The organism is Mycobacterium sp. PSTR-4-N (assembly GCF_022348085.1).
Lineage (GTDB): Bacteria > Actinomycetota > Actinomycetes > Mycobacteriales > Mycobacteriaceae > Mycobacterium.
Map to the genome: position 1 here is coordinate 126,189 of NZ_JAKRFN010000008.1, position 17,426 is coordinate 143,614.

Here is a 17,426-nt window from a genome sequence, read left to right on the forward strand (position 1 = left end):
AATCCCGAAAGGGGAAAGGGAGTTACGTGTTAGACGTCAACTTCTTCGATGAACTCCGCATCGGTCTGGCCACCGCGGACGACATCCGTAACTGGTCCTACGGTGAGGTCAAGAAGCCGGAGACCATCAACTACCGCACGCTCAAGCCGGAAAAGGACGGCCTGTTCTGCGAGAAGATCTTCGGACCTACTCGCGACTGGGAGTGCTACTGCGGTAAGTACAAGCGCGTCCGCTTCAAGGGCATCATCTGTGAGCGCTGCGGCGTCGAGGTGACCAGAGCCAAGGTGCGCCGTGAGCGGATGGGCCACATCGAGCTGGCCGCGCCCGTCACGCACATCTGGTACTTCAAGGGTGTGCCGTCGCGGTTGGGCTACCTGCTCGACCTGGCTCCGAAGGATCTCGAGAAGATCATCTACTTCGCGGCCTACGTCATCACCGCGGTCGACGACGAGATGCGGCACAACGAGCTGTCCACGCTCGAGGCCGAGATGGCCGTCGAGCGCAAGGCTCTCGAGGATCAGCGCGACGCCGACCTCGAGGCCCGGGCGCAGAAGCTCGAAGCCGACATGAAGGAACTCGAGGACGAGGGCGCCAAGTCCGACGTCAAGCGCAAGGTCCGCGACGGCGGTGAGCGCGAGATGCGTCAGCTGCGCGACCGGGCCCAGCGTGAGCTGGACCGGCTCGAGGAGATCTGGACGACCTTCACCAAGCTGGCCCCCAAGCAGCTGATCGTCGACGAGCAGCTCTACCGCGAGCTGCAGGACCGCTACGGCGAGTACTTCGAGGGCGCCATGGGTGCCGAGTCGATCAAGAAGCTCATCGAGAACTTCGACATCGACGCCGAAGCCGAGTCGTTGCGCGACACCATCCGCAACGGCAAGGGTCAGAAGAAGCTGCGTGCGCTCAAGCGGCTCAAGGTCGTCGCGGCGTTCCAGAGCAACGCGAACTCGCCGATGGGCATGGTGCTCGACGCCGTTCCGGTGATCCCGCCGGAGCTGCGCCCGATGGTCCAGCTCGACGGTGGCCGCTTCGCGACCTCCGACCTCAACGACCTGTACCGCCGCGTCATCAACCGCAACAACCGCCTCAAGCGACTGATCGACCTCGGCGCGCCCGAGATCATCGTCAACAACGAGAAGCGGATGCTGCAGGAGTCCGTCGACGCGCTGTTCGACAACGGCCGCCGCGGCCGCCCGGTCACCGGGCCGGGCAACCGCCCGCTCAAGTCGCTGTCCGACCTGCTCAAGGGCAAGCAGGGCCGGTTCCGTCAGAACCTGCTCGGCAAGCGTGTCGACTACTCGGGCCGTTCGGTCATCGTGGTCGGTCCGCAGCTCAAGCTGCACCAGTGCGGTCTGCCGAAGCTGATGGCTCTCGAGCTGTTCAAGCCGTTCGTGATGAAGCGTCTGGTCGACCTGAACCATGCGCAGAACATCAAGAGCGCCAAGCGGATGGTGGAGCGTCAGCGCCCGCAGGTGTGGGATGTCCTCGAAGAGGTCATCGGCGAGCACCCCGTGCTGCTGAACCGCGCACCCACGCTGCACCGCCTGGGCATCCAGGCCTTCGAGCCGCAGCTGGTCGAGGGCAAGGCCATCCAGCTGCACCCGCTGGTGTGTGAGGCCTTCAACGCCGACTTCGACGGTGACCAGATGGCTGTGCACCTCCCGCTGAGCGCGGAGGCGCAGGCCGAGGCCCGCATCCTGATGCTGTCGTCGAACAACATCCTGTCTCCCGCGTCGGGCCGCCCGCTGGCCATGCCGCGTCTGGACATGGTGACCGGCTTGTACTACCTGACCACCGAGATCGAGGGCGACACCGGCGCGTACGCGCCTGCCGCCAAGGATCAGCCGGAGACGGGTGTGTACAGCAGCCCGGCCGAGGCCATCATGGCGCTCGATCGTGGCGCGCTGTCGGTACGGGCGAAGATCCGCGTCCGGTTGACGCAGCAGCGTCCGCCGGCCGACCTGGAAGCCCAGCTGTTCGAGAACGGCTGGACCCCGGGCGACGCCTGGACCGCGGACACGACGCTGGGTCGGGTCCTGTTCAACGAGCTGCTGCCCAAGGGCTATGCGTTCGTCAACGAGCAGATGCACAAGAAGGTGCAGGCCCGGATCATCAACGACCTGGCCGAGCGCTACCCGATGATCGTGGTCGCGCAGACCGTCGACAAGCTCAAGGACGCCGGCTTCTACTGGGCCACGCGTTCCGGGGTGACGGTCTCGATGGCCGACGTTCTGGTGCCGCCGCAGAAGCAGGAGATCCTCGACCGGTACGAGAAGGAAGCCGACGGGATCGAGAAGAAGTACCAGCGCGGTGCGCTCAACCACGACGAGCGCAACGAGGCCCTGGTCAAGATCTGGCAGGACGCGACCGAAGAGGTCGGTAAGGCGCTGGAGGACTACTACCCCGAGGACAACCCGATCATCACGATCGTGAAGTCCGGTGCGACGGGTAACCTCACGCAGACCCGCACCCTGGCCGGCATGAAGGGCCTGGTGACGAACCCGAAGGGTGAGTTCATCCCGCGTCCGATCAAGTCCTCGTTCCGCGAGGGCCTGACGGTGCTGGAGTACTTCATCAACACCCACGGTGCTCGTAAGGGTCTGGCCGACACCGCGCTGCGTACCGCCGACTCGGGTTACCTGACCCGTCGTCTGGTGGACGTGTCGCAGGACGTCATCGTCCGCGAGAACGACTGCGAGACCGAGCGCGGCATCAACGTCACGCTGGCCGAGCGGCAGGACGACGGCACGCTGGTGCGCGATCAGCACATCGAGACGTCGGCCTACGCCCGCACCCTGGCGACCGACGCGGTCGACGCCGACGGCAACGTCGTCGTGGAGCGCGGTCACGACCTGGGCGACCCGGCGATCGACGCACTGCTGGCCGCCGGCATCACCGAGGTCAAGGTGCGGTCGGTGCTGACCTGCACGACGGGCACCGGCGTGTGCGCGATGTGCTACGGCCGTTCGATGGCGACCGGCAAGCTGGTCGACATCGGCGAGGCCGTCGGCATCGTGGCCGCGCAGTCCATCGGTGAGCCCGGCACGCAGCTGACGATGCGTACCTTCCACCAGGGTGGCGTCACCGGCGGGCAGGACATCGTCGGTGGTCTGCCCCGCGTGCAGGAGCTGTTCGAGGCCCGCGTGCCCCGTAACCGCGCACCGATCGCCGACGTCTCCGGGCGGATTCGCCTTGAGGAGAGCGACAAGTTCTACAAGATCACCATCGTTCCCGATGACGGGGGCGAAGAGGTCGTGTACGACAAGCTCTCGCGGCGTCAGCGTCTGAAGGTGTTCAAGCACGACGACGGTTCCGAGCGTCTGCTGACCGACGGCGACCACGTCGAGGTGGGCCAGCAGCTGATGGAAGGCTCGGCCGACCCGCACGAGGTGTTGCGCGTCCAGGGTCCCCGCGAGGTGCAGATCCACCTCGTCAAGGAGGTCCAGGAGGTGTACCGCGCGCAGGGTGTGTCGATCCACGACAAGCACATCGAGGTCATCGTCCGGCAGATGCTGCGTCGCGTCACGATCATCGATTCGGGTGCGACGGAGTTCCTGCCCGGCTCGCTGACCGAGCGTGGCGAGTTCGAGACGGAGAACCGTCGGGTCGTCGCCGAGGGTGGCGAGCCTGCGGCGGGTCGTCCGGTGCTGATGGGTATCACGAAGGCATCGCTGGCCACGGACTCGTGGCTGTCGGCGGCGTCGTTCCAGGAGACCACGCGCGTGCTGACCGATGCGGCGATCAACTGCCGCAGCGACAAGCTGCAGGGTCTGAAGGAGAACGTGATCATCGGCAAGCTGATCCCGGCCGGTACCGGCATCAACCGGTACCGCAACATCCAGGTTCAGCCGACCGAAGAGGCCCGTGCTGCGGCGTACACGATCCCGTCCTACGAGGATCAGTACTACAGCCCGGACTTCGGCCAGGCGACCGGCGCTGCGGTGCCGCTGGACGATTACGGCTACAGCGATTACCGGTAAGACCTACCGCTAGTCACACAGGGAGAACCCCCACCCACCAGGGTGGGGGTTCTTTCTATTTCTGGAACTCTTCGACGGCGCGCAGCTTGTTCGTGACGTCGAGGGCGGCGATCTTGTACGCCTCGGAGAACGTCGGGTAGTTCAGCACCGCGTCGACGAGGTAGTCAACGGTGCCGCCGCAGCCCATCACGGCCTGCCCGATGTGGATCAGCTCGGTGGCGTTGCTGCCGAAGATGTGGACTCCCAACAGCTTTCGGTCCTCGGTGGACACCAGCAGTTTGAGCATGCCGTGGGAGTCGCCGGCGATCTGCCCGCGGGCCAGTTCGCGGTAGCGGGCCACGCCGAACTCGTAGGGCACGGACTGCTCGGTCAGCTCGGCTTCGGTGGCGCCGACGAACGACACCTCCGGGATCGTGTAGATCCCGATCGGCTGCAACGCGGTCATGTCGTTGGCCGGCTCGTCGAACGCGTGATAGGCCGCGAGGCGCCCCTGATCCATCGAGGTGGCCGCCAGGGCAGGGAAACCGATGACGTCGCCGACGGCGTAGATGTGGTCGACCGAGGTGCGGAAGTCGTCGTCGACCTGTAGCCGCCCCCGCTTGTCCGCCTCGAGCCCCGCCGCCTCGAGGTCCAGCGTCTCGGTCAGGCCTTGGCGCCCGGCCGAGTACATCACGGTGTCTGCGGCGATCCGCTTGCCCGAGGCGAGGGTCGTCAGTGTGGTGTCCTCGCCGATCTCCACGCCGGTCACCTCCTCGCCGAAGCGGAACGTCACCGCCAGATCGCGTAGGTGGAACGTCAACGCCTCGACGATCTCGGAGTCGACGAAGTCCAGCATCGACGGCCGCTTCTCGATGACGGTCACCTTGGTGCCCAGCGCGGCGAAGATCGAGGCGTATTCGATACCGATGACCCCGGCTCCGACCACCACCATCGACAACGGCACCTTCTTCAGGCCGAGGATCCCGTCGGAATCGAGCACGTGCTCGTCGTCGAACTCGATGTCGTCCGGTCGGGCCGGTTTGGTGCCGGTGGCGATCACGATGTTCTCGGCGCTGACGGTGACGTGCTCGCTGTCGTTGTCGTTCTCGACGAGGACGGTGTGGGGGTCGACGAATCGGCCGTGCCCGGTGAACAGGTCGATCCGGTTGCGGATCAGCTGGGAGCGGACCACGTCGATCTCCCGGGTGATGACGTGCTGGGTGCGCTGATGCAGATCGTCGGTGGTGATGTGTTCCTTGACCCGGTAGCTGGTGCCGTAGAGCTCGCGCTGGTTCATGCCGGTCAGGTAGATGACGGCCTCGCGCAGCGTCTTCGACGGGATGGTGCCGGTGTTGACGCACACGCCGCCCAGCATCCAGCCCCGCTCGATCACCGCGACCGACTTGCCGAGTTTTGCCGCGGCCACCGCCGCCTTCTGCCCGCCCGGGCCCGAGCCGATGACCACCAGGTCGTATTCCGTCTGCGACGCCATGCCCCTACCTTTCCCCATTTCGGCCGGCTACACCCCACACTCGTCGCGGGAGCGCCCGCCTAAACTGGGCCGGGTGCTGATCGGATCCCATGTCCACGGTGACGACCCCCTGTCGGCGGCAGCCGCTGACGGCGCCGACGTCGTCCAGTTCTTCCTCGGCGATCCGCAGAGCTGGAAGAAGCCGAAACCGCGGGAGGACGCCGACACGCTGCGCGCCGCGCGTACGCCCATCTACGTCCACGCGCCGTATCTGATCAATGTGGCGTCGGCGAACAACCGGGTGCGCATTCCGTCGCGCAAGATCCTGCAGGACACGTGCGACGCGGCCGCCGACGTCGGCGCCACCGCGGTGATCGTGCACGGCGGCCATGCGGACGACAACGACATGGATGCCGGGTTCGAGCGCTGGGTGAAGGCCCTGGACTACCTCGAAACCGAGGTGCCCGTCTATCTCGAGAACACCGCCGGCGGTGACCACGCGATGGCCCGTCATTTCGACACCATCGCCCGGCTGTGGGATCACATCGGGGACAAGGGCATCGGTTTCTGTCTGGACACCTGCCACGCCTGGGCGGCCGGTGAGGCGCTGGTCGACGCGGTGGAGCGCATCAAGGCGATCACCGGCCGCATCGACCTGGTGCACTGCAACGACTCCCGCGACGCCGCCGGGTCGGGCGCGGACCGGCACGCGAACTTCGGGACCGGGCAGATCGATCCCCAGCTGCTGGTCGCGGTGGTGTCCGCGGCCGGCGCACCGGTGATCTGCGAGACCGCCGACGAGGGCCGCAAGGACGACATCGCCTTTCTGCGCGAGAACCTGACCTGACGGTCACAACTTCATAGCTGACCCGCTGTTGAACGGCAGCTGGCCGTGAGGTTAATTAGTCTGACGCCGGGAATCCTCGCCCTTCCCGTGTCGAAAGGCTCACGTGTCCGCAATCGAACAGACGTCGATTGCTCCTGTGTGCGCGCCCGACACCCCGCCGCGCCGCATCAGCCGCCTACGCATCCTGCGGTGGATCGCCGTCGTGGTGTGGGCCGCCGTCGTGGCCTACCGGACGGTGACCGACGGTCTGGCGTTCAACCGCGAGCTGCTGCTGCTCTACATCTGCACCGGATTGCTGGCCGCCAGCATCGGACAGGCCCGCCGGATGATCGCGGTGATCCGCGACTGGCTGCCCTTCGCTCTGGTGCTCATCGCGTATGACCTGAGCAGGGGAGCCGCCACGCTGGTCGGCCGCCCGACGCTGTGGCACTGGCAGGCCGACGCCGACCGCGCGATGTTCAACGGCGAAATGCCCACGGTGTGGCTACAGGAGCGCTTGAAGATGCCCACGCCGCCCTGGTGGGAGGTGGTGATCAGCGCGGTCTACATGTCGTTCTTCATCCTGCCGTATGTGATCGCGGCGGTGCTGTGGCTGCGGGACCGGGAGGAATGGAAGGCGTTCGTCCGGCTGTTCGTCGGCCTGAACCTGATCGCGCTGCTGATCTATGCGCTGGTGCCCGCGGCCCCGCCGTGGGCTGCCGCGCGCTGCACGCCCGGTGACGTCGCGGGCGGACCGTCCGGTCCGCGCTGCATGTTCCGCTCGGCCCGCGGTGTGCCCGACGGTGGTCTGCTCGGCTCGTTGCAGTTCAGCCAGGACGGCGCCCACCAATGGGTCGAGCGCATCGTCGGCCGGGGTTGGGGCAAGCTCAACCTCCATTCCGCCACCGCGTTGCTGGACCAGGGTCAGGCGAGCGTGAACCTGGTGGCCGCGATCCCGTCACTGCACGCCGGCATGTCGGCGGCGCTGGCCGCCTTCCTGTGGACCCGGGTGCAGCGTCGCTGGCGCCCCCTGCTGGTGGCCTATCCACTGGTCATGGCGTTCACGCTGGTCTACAGCGCCGAGCATTACGTCACCGACCTGCTGCTGGGGTGGGCGCTGGCGGCGGTGGTCATGATCGGGCTGCATCGCTACGACATGTGGCGACGCCGTCCGGTTGTTACAGATCTTGTATGACCGTCCAAAAGATGTAACAGTGTGGGCATGGACACGCACGTCGTCACCAATCAGGTCCCGCCCCTGGAGGACTTCAACCCCGCCGCCTCGCCCGTCCTCGCCGAGGCGCTGATACGGGAAGGCGGCGAGTGGGGCGTCGACGAGGTGCACGACCTCGGTGCGCTCGGCGGCTCCACGGCAGCGCAGCGCTGGGGTGAGCTGGCGGACCGCAATCGGCCCGTGCTGCACACCCACGACCGCGTCGGGCACCGCATCGACGAGATCGAGTTCGACCCGGCCTACCACCAGCTGATGACCGTGGCGATCAGCCACGGCCTGCACGCCGCGCCGTGGGCCGACGAGCGGCCGGGCGCACACGTCGTGCGGGCCGCCAAGACCTCGGTCTGGACTCCCGAGCCCGGCCACATCTGCCCGATCTCGATGACCTATGCCGTGGTCCCCGCGCTGCGGCACAACCCGGACCTGGCGGCGATCTACGAGCCGCTGCTCACCAGCCGCAGCTACGACCCCGAGCTGAAGGTGCCGACCACCAAGGCCGGTATCACCGCCGGCATGTCGATGACGGAGAAGCAGGGCGGGTCCGACGTCCGCGCGGGAACCACCCAGGCCACCCCCAACGGCGACGGCACCTACTCGCTGCGCGGGCACAAATGGTTCACCTCCGCGCCGATGTGCGACATCTTCTTGGTGCTCGCGCAGGCGCCTGCGGGGCTGAGCTGCTTCCTGCTGCCCCGGGTGCTGCCCGACGGCAGCCGCAACCGGATGTTCCTGCAGCGGCTCAAGGACAAGCTCGGCAACCACGCGAACGCCTCCAGCGAGGTCGAGTACGACGGAGCGACGGCGTGGCTGGTGGGGGAGGAAGGCCGCGGCGTACCGACCATCATCGAGATGGTCAACCTCACCCGCCTGGACTGCACGCTGGGGAGCGCCACCAGCATGCGCACCGGGCTGATGCGCGCCATCCACCACGCCCAGCACCGCTCGGCATTCGGCGCCTACCTGATCGATCAGCCGCTGATGCGCAACGTGCTGGCCGATCTCGCGGTGGAGGCCGAGGCGGCGACGATGCTGGCGATGCGGATGGCCGGGGCCACCGACCATGCGGTCCGCGGGGACGAGCGCGAGACCCTGCTGCGCAGGATCGGGTTGGCCGCCGCCAAGTACTGGGTGTGCAAGCGCGCGACACCGCACGCCGCCGAGGCGATGGAGTGCCTGGGCGGCAACGGCTACGTCGAGGACTCGGGCATGCCGCGCCTGTACCGGGAAGCGCCACTGATGGGCATCTGGGAGGGCTCGGGCAATGTGAGCGCGCTGGACACGTTGCGCGCCATGGCGACCCGGCCCGAGTGCATCGACGTGCTGTTCGACGAACTGGGCGCGACGGCGGGACACGATCCGCGGCTGGACGCGCACGTCGCCGGGCTCCGGCAGTCGCTGGCCGACTTCGATCCGGCGACGATCCAGTACCGGGCCCGCCAGGTCGCCGAGGACATCGCCCTGGCCCTGCAGGGCGCCCTGCTGGTGCGCCACGGCCACCCCGCTGTCGCGGAAGCGTTCCTCGCCACGCGGATGGGTGGACAGTGGGGCGGTGCGTTCGGCACGCTGCCCACCGGGCTGGATCTCGCGCCGATCCTCGAGCGCGCGATGGTCAAGGCATGACCCATTCGATCAGGCCGGTGGATTTCGACGACCTGAAGACGATGACCTACGAGGTCACCGACCGCGTCGCCCGGATCACGTTCAACCGACCGGAGAAGGGCAACGCGATCGTCGCCGACACTCCGCTGGAGTTGTCGGCGCTGGTCGAGCGCGCCGATCTCGACCCGGACGTGCACGTCGTCCTGGTCTCCGGACGCGGCGAAGGGTTCTGCGCCGGGTTCGACCTGTCGGCCTATGCGGAGGGCTCGTCGTCGGCCGGTGGTGGCAACCCGTACCGGGACACCGTGCTGTCGGGCAAGACACAGGCCATCAACCATCTGCCCGATCAGCCGTGGGATCCGATGATCGACTACCAGATGATGAGCCGCTTCGTGCGGGGCTTCGCGAGCCTCATGCACGCCGACAAGCCGACGGTGGTGAAGATCCATGGCTACTGCGTGGCCGGTGGCACCGACATCGCGCTGCACGCCGACCAGGTGATCGCCGCAGCGGACGCCAAGATCGGATATCCGCCCACGCGGGTGTGGGGTGTGCCGGCTGCGGGCCTGTGGGCGCACCGCCTCGGTGACCAGCGCGCGAAAAGGCTTCTGCTGACCGGCGATTGCATCACCGGAGCGCAGGCCGCCGAATGGGGGCTTGCGGTGGAGGCGCCTGCGCCGGAAGACCTCGACGAGCGCACCGAACGTCTCGTCGAGCGCATCGCCGCGATGCCGGTCAACCAGCTCATCATGGTCAAGCTCGCGATGAACAGCGCGCTGTCCAGCCAGGGCGTCGCCACCAGCGCGATGGTCTCGACCGTGTTCGACGGCATCGCGCGGCACACGCCGGAGGGGCATGCATTCGTCGCGCAGGCCCGCGAGCACGGGTTCCGGGAAGCGGTACGTCGCCGCGACGAACCGTTCGGCGACTACGGGCGCGCCACGTCGGGGGTGTGAATGCCCCAGCCGGTGAGGCGGATGACCGCACGCTCGGTGGTGCTCAGCGTGCTGTTGGGGGCGCACCCGGCCTGGGCGACGGCAAGTGAATTGCTGCGTCTCACGGCCGATTTCGACCTGAAAGAACCGACGGTGCGGGTCGCGTTGACCAGGATGGTCGGTGCGGGTGACCTGGTGCGCTCCGATGACGGTTATCGCCTGTCCGACCGGCTGTTGGCCCGTCAGCGTCGCCAGGACGATGCGATCGACCCACGCACGCGGCCCTGGGACGGCTCCTGGATCGCCGTGGTGGTGACCAGCGTCGGCAACGACGCACGCACCCGTTCGGCGATGCGAACGGCTCTGCACGACAGCAGGTTCGGCGAACTCCGCGAAGGGGTGTGGCTACGCCCGGCCAACCTCGACGTGGTGCTGCCCGACGACGTGCGCGCGCACACCCGGGTACTGCGCGTACACGACGACGATCCGGCCGGTCTGGCCGCCGCGCTGTGGGATCTTCCGGGGTGGGCGGACGCCGGTCACGAGCTGCTCGCCGAGATGGCCGCCGCCCCTGACGTTCCCGGTCGCTTCATTGCCGCCGCGGGCATCGTGCGGCATCTGCGCACCGACCCGGTGCTGCCCGGTGGCATGCTCCCGGCGCACTGGCCCGGCGCAGCGTTGCGGGCGGCGTATCAGGATTTCGCCGCGGAACTGGCCGCGCGGCGTCACGAAGAGATCATGGAGGCATGATGACGGGCACGGTGAGCGAGCACGGAGTGCGGGTCGAGAAGAACGGCCCGGTGACCACGGTGATCATGAACCGGCCGCACGCCCGCAACGCGGTCAACGGCCCGGCGGCGGCCGCGCTGCACGCCGCCTTCGACGAGTTCGACCGCGACGAGACCGCAGCGGTGGCCGTGCTGTGGGGCGACAACGGAACCTTCTGCGCCGGAGCCGATCTCAAAGCTTTCGGCACCCCCGAGGTCAATGCGGTGCATCGCAGCGGCCCTGGGCCGATGGGGCCGAGCCGCATGGTGCTGTCCAAACCGGTGATCGCGGCCGTGAGCGGCTACGCCGTCGCCGGCGGACTCGAGTTGGCCGTGTGGTGCGATCTGCGCGTGGTCGAACAGGACGCCGTGATGGGGGTGTTCTGCCGGCGGTGGGGTGTACCGCTCATCGACGGCGGCACGGTGCGTCTGCCCCGGCTCATCGGGCAGAGCCGCGCGATGGACATGATCCTGACGGGGCGGGCCGTCGAGGCCGACGAAGCGCTCGCGATCGGGTTGGCCAACCGCGTCGTGCCGACGGGGCAGGCCCGCGCCGCCGCCGAGGAGCTCGCCGCGGAGCTGGCTCGGCTACCGCAGGCCTGCATGCGCAGTGACCGGCTCTCGGCGCTCCATCAGTGGGGGCACTCGGAGGCCGAGGCGATGGACTTCGAGTTCGCCAGCATGTCGCGCGTCTCAGCGGAATCCATGAGGGGCGCACAGCGTTTCGCGGCCGGCGAGGGCAGGCACGGCGCGAGCGCGACCTGAGCCGGGGTTCAGCCCTTGCTGATGGTGTTGTTGCTGCCGGTGTCGTTGACTTTCGGATCGCCATCGCGGTAGGTGACCGTGTTGTTGATCCCCACCACCGACAGTTCCTTGTCCACGCGGTCGAAGGTGATCTTGTTGTCGGCGCCGCCGATGTTCACGTTCGCGCAGGTGCCCCTCACCGTGAGCGTGTTGTTCGACCCGCCGACGTTCAGCGACTTGCCGTCGGCGCAGTCGAGGTCGGCCGTCGTACCGAGCGAGCCGTAGTTGATCGTGTTGCCGATCTCGATCTGCGCGCCCGAGGAACCGGCCGTCGCGGTGGGCTGATCGGTGTCAGAACTGGTGGAGCCGCACGCCGAGAGGCCGAGAACCGCCGCGCACAGCGCCGTGCCGCCGAGGAGTAGTCGTTTCACGGCTACGCGGGTACCCGGTCCACCCGGTTTGTCATCCCCAGTTCGCGGCCGCGGTCCCACACGATCGGTGAGCCGTTCTTGTAGAACACCGCCTGGTCGTAGCCGTACACCGTGACGTCGTTGATGACGTTGTCGGCGACGATCACGTTGCTCGAGCCCTGCACCGTCACCGCCCAGCACGTTCCGAGCGCGTTGATTTGATTACCGGTGCCCACCACGATCAGCGTCGCGTTGTTGCAGTCGATGGTTCTGCTGATGCCCTGCCCGGTGATGTGCGTGTCGCCGTTCTTGGCCTGCGCGAGCGGGGAGGCCATCAGCACGGCAGACGCCGTCAGCACGACCGCGGCCAGCACTCGTCCCGAAGTGGTCACCCCGGCAGCCTACGACGTCGAGCGAGTCGCCACAGCGAGTTGCGCTGGGTACCGTGAGCTGCGATGCGCCAGCCTGTGAGCCAACGTGTGGTGGATGCCCTCACCGTTGCTGTCGCCGCTGTCCTCGTGACGGCGACGGCGGGTGGGTGCGCGCACACGGTGGGCGGCACAGCGCAACGGGCGGAGGGCTCCGTGCCCGACCCCGACCGGTCCTACGGATACGTCGACGATCGGTGCGGTCTGCTCGACGACAGCACCGTACAGGCGACGCTGGAGGCGAACAACGTGATCCGGCCCTACAGCGGCGCGGTGTGTCAGTACATTCTGTCCCGGCCGGGCGCGGCGACCGTGGATGTGACGTTTGCATGGTTCGCCGACGGTTCGCTGCGGCGCGAGCGCGACGTGGCCGCGGGTCGCGGAGCCGACGTGAGGGACACGGTGATCGAGCGGCACCAGGCGTTCTCGGCGCGCCGCGACATCACCGGTGCGGCCTGTTCGGCGACCGCCGCAGCCGGCACCGGCGTGCTGAGCTGGTGGGTGCAGTTCCGCGGCCAGAAATCCGGCGATCCGTGCGTCGACGCCGTGAAACTCCTGACGGCGACCCTGCGCTCGGACATGTGACATGAGAAGTCTGCGCATGGCCGCCGCGGGCCTGGCTCTCGGCGCGTCGACGATCCTGGTCGCCTGTGGCGGACCGGCCGGTCCCGCGGCGCCGTCGGCCGACGCCGGCGCCGCCGCCGGTGGCGGCTTCCGCAGCGTCGACTGCAACGGCATCTCCGACTCCGACGTCGCCGCGGCGGCCGGCCCGAGCCTGTTCACCCGTGCCGTGGTCAGCGACACCGGGTGCTTCTGGCAGGAGAACACGATGATCGGCGACGTCGGCGCCGGCATGGGCATCTCGACCTGGTGGTACCGCGGCAGCGACATGGACACCGAGCGTGAACTCGAGCAGCAGGCCGGCCGCACCGTGACCGAGCTGTCGCTGGACGGCAACAAGGGTTTCAAGGCCTTCGACGATTCGGCGTGCAGCATCTACGTGGCCAAGGGCAGCGACGTCATCACCTGGTCGATCCAGACCCTGAACTCGCAGACCCTGCCCGACCTCTGCACGATCGTCGGACAGCTTGCCCAGCTCAGCCAGGAGCGCGTGAACTAGAGTCTCTCGTCGACCCGCATGGACGGGCCGTGAAGGGGGAACGACGAGATGGCTACTCGGCCGCCGCGTACGGCGAGGCTGAGCCGTGAGGCCATCGTCAACGCCGCGCTGACGTTCCTCGACCGCGAAGGCTGGGACGCGCTGACCATCAACGCGCTGGCCAATCAACTCGGCACCAAGGGTCCGTCGCTGTACAACCACGTGCACAGCCTCGACGACCTGCGCCGGTCGGTGCGGATGCGGGTGGTGGGCGACATCATCGACATGCTCAACACGGTGGGGCAGGGGCGGACGCCCGACGACGCGGTGATGGTGATGGCCGGCGCCTACCGCAGCTACGCCCACCACCACCCGGGTCGCTATTCGGCGTTCACGCGGATGCCGTTGGGGGGTGACGACCCGGAGTTCACCGAGGCCACCCACGCCGCCGCAGCGCCGGTCATCTCGGTGCTCTCCACCTACGGGCTGACCGAGGAGTCGGCGTTCTACGCCGCCCTGGAGTTCTGGTCGGCGATGCACGGGTTCGTGCTGCTGGAGATGACCGGGGTGATGAGCGGTATCGACACCGATGCCGTGTTCAGCGATATGGTGATGCGACTCGCCGCCGGCATGCGCCATCGATGACCGCGCAGGTCAGCGGGTTTTGTCGAGGTCGCGAGCCCTGGTATCGTGGACCGTCGTGCCTGGCAGACTAGGCGCTTGAGGCTTGTTCGAGTCACAAGCACGCCTGCACGCCGGGCAGCTTCGCATGTCTAGCGCCGCGGCGCCTTGGAAAATACTCCGAGAACGCGCGGTGTCCGCATGCGACACGCCCGGATGCGGGGTAGCCCGCAACACGAAACTTGTAGAAGACGAAAGCAACACAGGAAGCCGGTACATGCCAACGATCAATCAGCTGGTCCGCAAGGGTCGCCACGACAAGGTCGCCAAGGTGAAGACCGCGGCGCTGAAGGGAAGCCCCCAGCGTCGCGGCGTGTGCACCCGCGTGTACACCACGACCCCCAAGAAGCCGAACTCCGCGCTGCGCAAGGTCGCGCGCGTCCGGCTGACCAGCTCGGTCGAGGTCACCGCCTACATCCCCGGTGAGGGCCACAACCTGCAGGAGCACTCGATGGTGCTGGTGCGCGGTGGTCGTGTGAAGGACCTCCCCGGTGTGCGTTACAAGATCATCCGTGGGTCGCTCGACACCCAGGGCGTGAAGAACCGCAAGCAGGCCCGCAGCCGCTACGGCGCGAAGAAGGAGAAGAGCTGATGCCGCGCAAGGGACCCGCGCCCAAGCGTCCGTTGGTCAACGACCCCGTCTACGGGTCGCAGCTGGTCACCCAGCTGGTCAACAAAGTCCTGCTGGACGGGAAGAAATCGCTGGCCGAACGCATTGTTTATGGTGCGCTCGAACAGGCCCGCGACAAGACCGGCACCGATCCGGTGGTCACGCTCAAGCGGGCCATGGACAACGTGAAGCCCTCGCTCGAGGTGCGCAGCCGCCGCGTCGGCGGTGCCACCTACCAGGTCCCCGTCGAGGTCCGCCCGGACCGCTCGGTGACGCTGGCGCTGCGCTGGCTGGTCAGCTTCTCCAAGGCTCGCCGCGAGAAGACCATGATCGAGCGTCTGGCCAACGAGATCCTCGATGCCAGTAACGGCCTGGGTGCCGCGGTCAAGCGCCGCGAGGACACCCACAAGATGGCCGAGGCGAACCGCGCCTTCGCGCACTACCGCTGGTGATTTAGCACCCCCGGCAGTGTTGCCGAGGGTGGTGCAAGACGACAGCAAACAAGCAAGCGAAAGAGTGGGAATCTAGCCGTGGCACAGGACGTGCTGACCGACCTCACGAAGGTCCGCAACATCGGCATCATGGCGCACATCGATGCCGGCAAGACGACGACGACCGAACGCATCCTCTACTACACCGGTATCAGCTACAAGATCGGTGAGGTGCACGACGGTGCCGCCACGATGGACTGGATGGAGCAGGAACAGGAGCGGGGTATCACCATCACCTCGGCTGCCACCACCTGCTTCTGGAACGGCAACCAGATCAACATCATCGACACCCCGGGCCACGTGGACTTCACCGTCGAGGTGGAGCGCAGCCTGCGCGTGCTCGACGGCGCCGTTGCCGTCTTCGACGGCAAGGAAGGCGTCGAGCCGCAGTCCGAGCAGGTGTGGCGCCAGGCCGACAAGTACGACGTGCCGCGCATCTGCTTCGTCAACAAGATGGACAAGCTGGGTGCCGACTTCTACTTCTCGGTACGCACGATGGAAGAGCGCCTGGGCGCCAACGTCATCCCGATCCAGCTGCCCATCGGCTCCGAAGGTGATTTCGCCGGCATCGTCGACCTGGTCGAGATGAACGCCAAGGTGTGGAGCGCCGAGGCCAAGCTCGGCGAGAAGTACGACACCGTCGAGATCCCGGCCGATCTGGCCGAGAAGGCCGACGAGTACCGCACCAAGCTGCTCGAGGCCGTCGCCGAGACCGACGACGCGCTGATGGAGAAGTACTTCGGCGGCGAGGAGCTCACCGTCGAGGAGATCAAGGCTGCGCTGCGCAAGCTGACGATCAACTCCGAGGCCTACCTGGTGCTGTGCGGCAGCGCGTTCAAGAACAAGGGCGTGCAGCCCATGCTCGACGCGGTCATCGACTACCTGCCGTCGCCGCTGGACGTGCCGCCCGCCGAGGGCCACGTCCCCGGCAAGGAAGACGAGCTGATCACGCGTAACCCGTCGGTCGACGAGCCGTTCTCGGGTCTGGCGTTCAAGGTCGCCACGCACCCGTTCTTCGGCAAGCTGACCTACGTCCGCGTGTACTCCGGCAAGGTCGACTCCGGCTCGCAGGTCGTCAACGCGACCAAGGGCAAGAAGGAGCGCCTGGGCAAGCTGTTCCAGATGCACTCCAACAAGGAGAACCCGGTCGAGACGGCCAGCGCCGGTCACATCTACGCGGTCATCGGCCTCAAGGACACCACCACCGGTGACACGCTGAGCGACGCGAACCAGCAGATCGTGCTGGAGTCCATGACCTTCCCGGATCCGGTCATCGAGGTCGCCATCGAGCCCAAGACCAAGAGCGACCAAGAGAAGCTGGGCACCGCGATCCAGAAGCTCGCCGAAGAGGACCCCACCTTCAAGGTGCACCTCGACCAGGAGACCGGCCAGACCGTCATCGGCGGTATGGGCGAGCTCCACCTCGACATCCTCGTCGACCGCATGCGTCGCGAGTTCAAGGTCGAGGCCAACGTCGGCAAGCCGCAGGTGGCCTACCGCGAGACCATCCGCCGCAAGGTGGAGAAGGTCGAGTTCACCCACAAGAAGCAGACGGGTGGCTCGGGCCAGTTCGCGAAGGTGCTCATCGACCTCGAGCCGTTCAGCGGCGAGGACGGTGCGACCTACGAATTCGAGAACAAGGTCACCGGTGGCCGTATCCCGCGCGAGTACATTCCGTCGGTCGACGCCGGTGCGCAGGACGCCATGCAGTACGGCGTGCTGGCCGGCTACCCGCTGGTGAACATCAAGGTCACCCTGCTCGACGGCGCGTTCCACGAGGTCGACTCGTCGGAAATGGCGTTCAAGGTGGCCGGCTCGCAGGTGCTCAAGAAGGCCGCGCAGGCTGCGCAGCCCGTCATTCTCGAGCCCATCATGGCCGTCGAGGTCACCACCCCCGAGGACTACATGGGTGACGTGATCGGCGACCTGAACTCCCGCCGTGGTCAGATCCAGGCCATGGAGGAGCGCAGCGGTGCGCGTGTCGTCAAGGCGCAGGTGCCGCTGTCGGAGATGTTCGGCTACGTCGGAGACCTTCGGTCGAAGACCCAGGGCCGGGCCAACTACTCCATGGTGTTCGACTCGTACGCCGAAGTTCCGGCGAACGTGTCGAAGGAGATCATCGCGAAGGCCACCGGGCAGTAGCCCGGTTGCCTCGCGGCGAACCACAACTGC

General features: G+C 67.3%; 16 protein-coding genes. 13 read left to right on the forward strand and 3 right to left on the reverse strand.

All coding sequences use genetic code 11. The features are described from left to right. The first annotated feature begins 26 nt into the window (after nt 1–26). Nucleotides 27–3,980 carry a DNA-directed RNA polymerase subunit beta' gene (locus tag MHN84_RS13745; RefSeq protein ID WP_241205101.1) on the forward strand — a complete coding sequence of 1,318 codons (3,954 nt, stop codon included), beginning with the start codon at nt 27–29 and terminating at the stop codon, nt 3,978–3,980. 55 nt (nt 3,981–4,035) lie between these two features. Here the strand turns inward: MHN84_RS13745 and sthA are convergent, their stop codons facing one another. After that, nucleotides 4,036–5,451, reverse strand: coding sequence for a Si-specific NAD(P)(+) transhydrogenase (sthA, locus tag MHN84_RS13750; RefSeq protein ID WP_241205102.1), 1,416 nt, complete (start codon nt 5,449–5,451; stop codon nt 4,036–4,038). 73 nt (nt 5,452–5,524) lie between these two features. On the opposite strand from sthA, the gene MHN84_RS13755 reads away from it, so the two are divergent. The 6 genes from MHN84_RS13755 to MHN84_RS13780 all read left to right on the forward strand — a co-directional run bounded on the left by MHN84_RS13755 (nt 5,525) and on the right by MHN84_RS13780 (nt 11,556). Continuing rightward, nucleotides 5,525–6,277: a deoxyribonuclease IV gene (locus tag MHN84_RS13755; RefSeq protein WP_241205103.1), complete on the forward strand. Its 753-nt coding sequence runs from the start codon at nt 5,525–5,527 to the stop codon at nt 6,275–6,277. Between the two features lie 103 nt (nt 6,278–6,380). After that, a complete protein-coding gene (locus tag MHN84_RS13760) occupies nt 6,381–7,451 on the forward strand; it encodes a phosphatase PAP2 family protein (RefSeq protein WP_241205104.1) in 1,071 nt (356 codons plus the stop codon). A 27-nt stretch (nt 7,452–7,478) separates the two neighbouring features. Beyond that, nucleotides 7,479–9,110 (forward strand): acyl-CoA dehydrogenase family protein, encoded by a 1,632-nt coding sequence (locus MHN84_RS13765; RefSeq protein ID WP_241205105.1) that lies wholly within the window; start codon nt 7,479–7,481, stop codon nt 9,108–9,110. After that, the gene (locus tag MHN84_RS13770) at nt 9,107–10,045 is read left to right on the forward strand and encodes a crotonase/enoyl-CoA hydratase family protein (RefSeq protein WP_241205106.1); all 939 of its coding nucleotides are present in this window, start codon (nt 9,107–9,109) and stop codon (nt 10,043–10,045) included. The genes MHN84_RS13765 and MHN84_RS13770 overlap by 4 nt, the downstream gene beginning before the upstream one ends. A gap of 12 nt (nt 10,046–10,057) precedes the next feature. Continuing rightward, a complete protein-coding gene (locus tag MHN84_RS13775; protein WP_374238367.1) occupies nt 10,058–10,774 on the forward strand; it encodes a PaaX family transcriptional regulator C-terminal domain-containing protein in 717 nt (238 codons plus the stop codon). After that, nucleotides 10,774–11,556 carry a crotonase/enoyl-CoA hydratase family protein gene (locus MHN84_RS13780; protein WP_241205165.1) on the forward strand — a complete coding sequence of 261 codons (783 nt, stop codon included), beginning with the start codon at nt 10,774–10,776 and terminating at the stop codon, nt 11,554–11,556. Before MHN84_RS13775 ends, MHN84_RS13780 begins: the two co-directional genes overlap by 1 nt. A gap of 8 nt (nt 11,557–11,564) precedes the next feature. On the opposite strand, the gene MHN84_RS13785 is transcribed toward MHN84_RS13780, so the two are convergent. Together MHN84_RS13785 and MHN84_RS13790 are read right to left on the reverse strand one after the other, a co-directional pair. Next, nucleotides 11,565–11,966 (reverse strand): DUF3060 domain-containing protein, encoded by a 402-nt coding sequence (locus MHN84_RS13785; RefSeq protein ID WP_241205108.1) that lies wholly within the window; start codon nt 11,964–11,966, stop codon nt 11,565–11,567. Nucleotides 11,967–11,968: 2 nt separating this feature from the next. After that, nucleotides 11,969–12,280 (reverse strand): DUF3060 domain-containing protein, encoded by a 312-nt coding sequence (locus MHN84_RS13790; protein ID WP_241205166.1) that lies wholly within the window; start codon nt 12,278–12,280, stop codon nt 11,969–11,971. Between the two features lie 120 nt (nt 12,281–12,400). Here MHN84_RS13790 and MHN84_RS13795 point away from each other — a divergent pair, with 120 nt between their 5' ends. From MHN84_RS13795 to fusA, 6 genes are all read left to right on the forward strand, one after another. Continuing rightward, nucleotides 12,401–12,958 carry a DUF3558 domain-containing protein gene (locus MHN84_RS13795; protein ID WP_241205109.1) on the forward strand — a complete coding sequence of 186 codons (558 nt, stop codon included), beginning with the start codon at nt 12,401–12,403 and terminating at the stop codon, nt 12,956–12,958. 1 nt (nt 12,959) lies between these two features. Further along, nucleotides 12,960–13,493, forward strand: coding sequence for a DUF3558 family protein (locus MHN84_RS13800; protein WP_241205110.1), 534 nt, complete (start codon nt 12,960–12,962; stop codon nt 13,491–13,493). A gap of 48 nt (nt 13,494–13,541) precedes the next feature. After that, on the forward strand, nt 13,542–14,117 hold the full coding sequence (locus tag MHN84_RS13805) for a TetR/AcrR family transcriptional regulator (RefSeq protein ID WP_241205111.1): 576 nt from the start codon (nt 13,542–13,544) through the stop codon (nt 14,115–14,117). 253 nt (nt 14,118–14,370) lie between these two features. Further along, nucleotides 14,371–14,745 carry a 30S ribosomal protein S12 gene (gene rpsL, locus MHN84_RS13810; RefSeq protein WP_046361107.1) on the forward strand — a complete coding sequence of 125 codons (375 nt, stop codon included), beginning with the start codon at nt 14,371–14,373 and terminating at the stop codon, nt 14,743–14,745. Further along, nucleotides 14,745–15,215: a 30S ribosomal protein S7 gene (rpsG, locus tag MHN84_RS13815; protein ID WP_221358132.1), complete on the forward strand. Its 471-nt coding sequence runs from the start codon at nt 14,745–14,747 to the stop codon at nt 15,213–15,215. The genes rpsL and rpsG overlap by 1 nt, the downstream gene beginning before the upstream one ends. A gap of 78 nt (nt 15,216–15,293) precedes the next feature. Beyond that, the gene (gene fusA, locus MHN84_RS13820) at nt 15,294–17,396 is read left to right on the forward strand and encodes an elongation factor G (protein WP_308192944.1); all 2,103 of its coding nucleotides are present in this window, start codon (nt 15,294–15,296) and stop codon (nt 17,394–17,396) included. Nucleotides 17,397–17,426: the final 30 nt, after the last annotated feature.

Excerpts from the sequence above, each read along its gene's own strand:
- sthA (WP_241205102.1), bottom strand. The coding sequence starts at position 5,451 with ATGGCGTCGCAGACGGAATACGACCTGGTGGTCATCGGCTCGGGCCCG.
- MHN84_RS13765 (WP_241205105.1), top strand. The coding sequence starts at position 7,479 with ATGGACACGCACGTCGTCACCAATCAGGTCCCGCCCCTGGAGGACTTC.
- MHN84_RS13770 (WP_241205106.1), top strand. The coding sequence starts at position 9,107 with ATGACCCATTCGATCAGGCCGGTGGATTTCGACGACCTGAAGACGATG.
- MHN84_RS13780 (WP_241205165.1), top strand. The coding sequence starts at position 10,774 with ATGACGGGCACGGTGAGCGAGCACGGAGTGCGGGTCGAGAAGAACGGC.
- MHN84_RS13790 (WP_241205166.1), bottom strand. The coding sequence starts at position 12,280 with ATGGCCTCCCCGCTCGCGCAGGCCAAGAACGGCGACACGCACATCACC.
- MHN84_RS13795 (WP_241205109.1), top strand. The coding sequence starts at position 12,401 with ATGCGCCAGCCTGTGAGCCAACGTGTGGTGGATGCCCTCACCGTTGCT.
- MHN84_RS13800 (WP_241205110.1), top strand. The coding sequence starts at position 12,960 with ATGAGAAGTCTGCGCATGGCCGCCGCGGGCCTGGCTCTCGGCGCGTCG.
- MHN84_RS13805 (WP_241205111.1), top strand. The coding sequence starts at position 13,542 with ATGGCTACTCGGCCGCCGCGTACGGCGAGGCTGAGCCGTGAGGCCATC.
- rpsL (WP_046361107.1), top strand. The coding sequence starts at position 14,371 with ATGCCAACGATCAATCAGCTGGTCCGCAAGGGTCGCCACGACAAGGTC.
- rpsG (WP_221358132.1), top strand. The coding sequence starts at position 14,745 with ATGCCGCGCAAGGGACCCGCGCCCAAGCGTCCGTTGGTCAACGACCCC.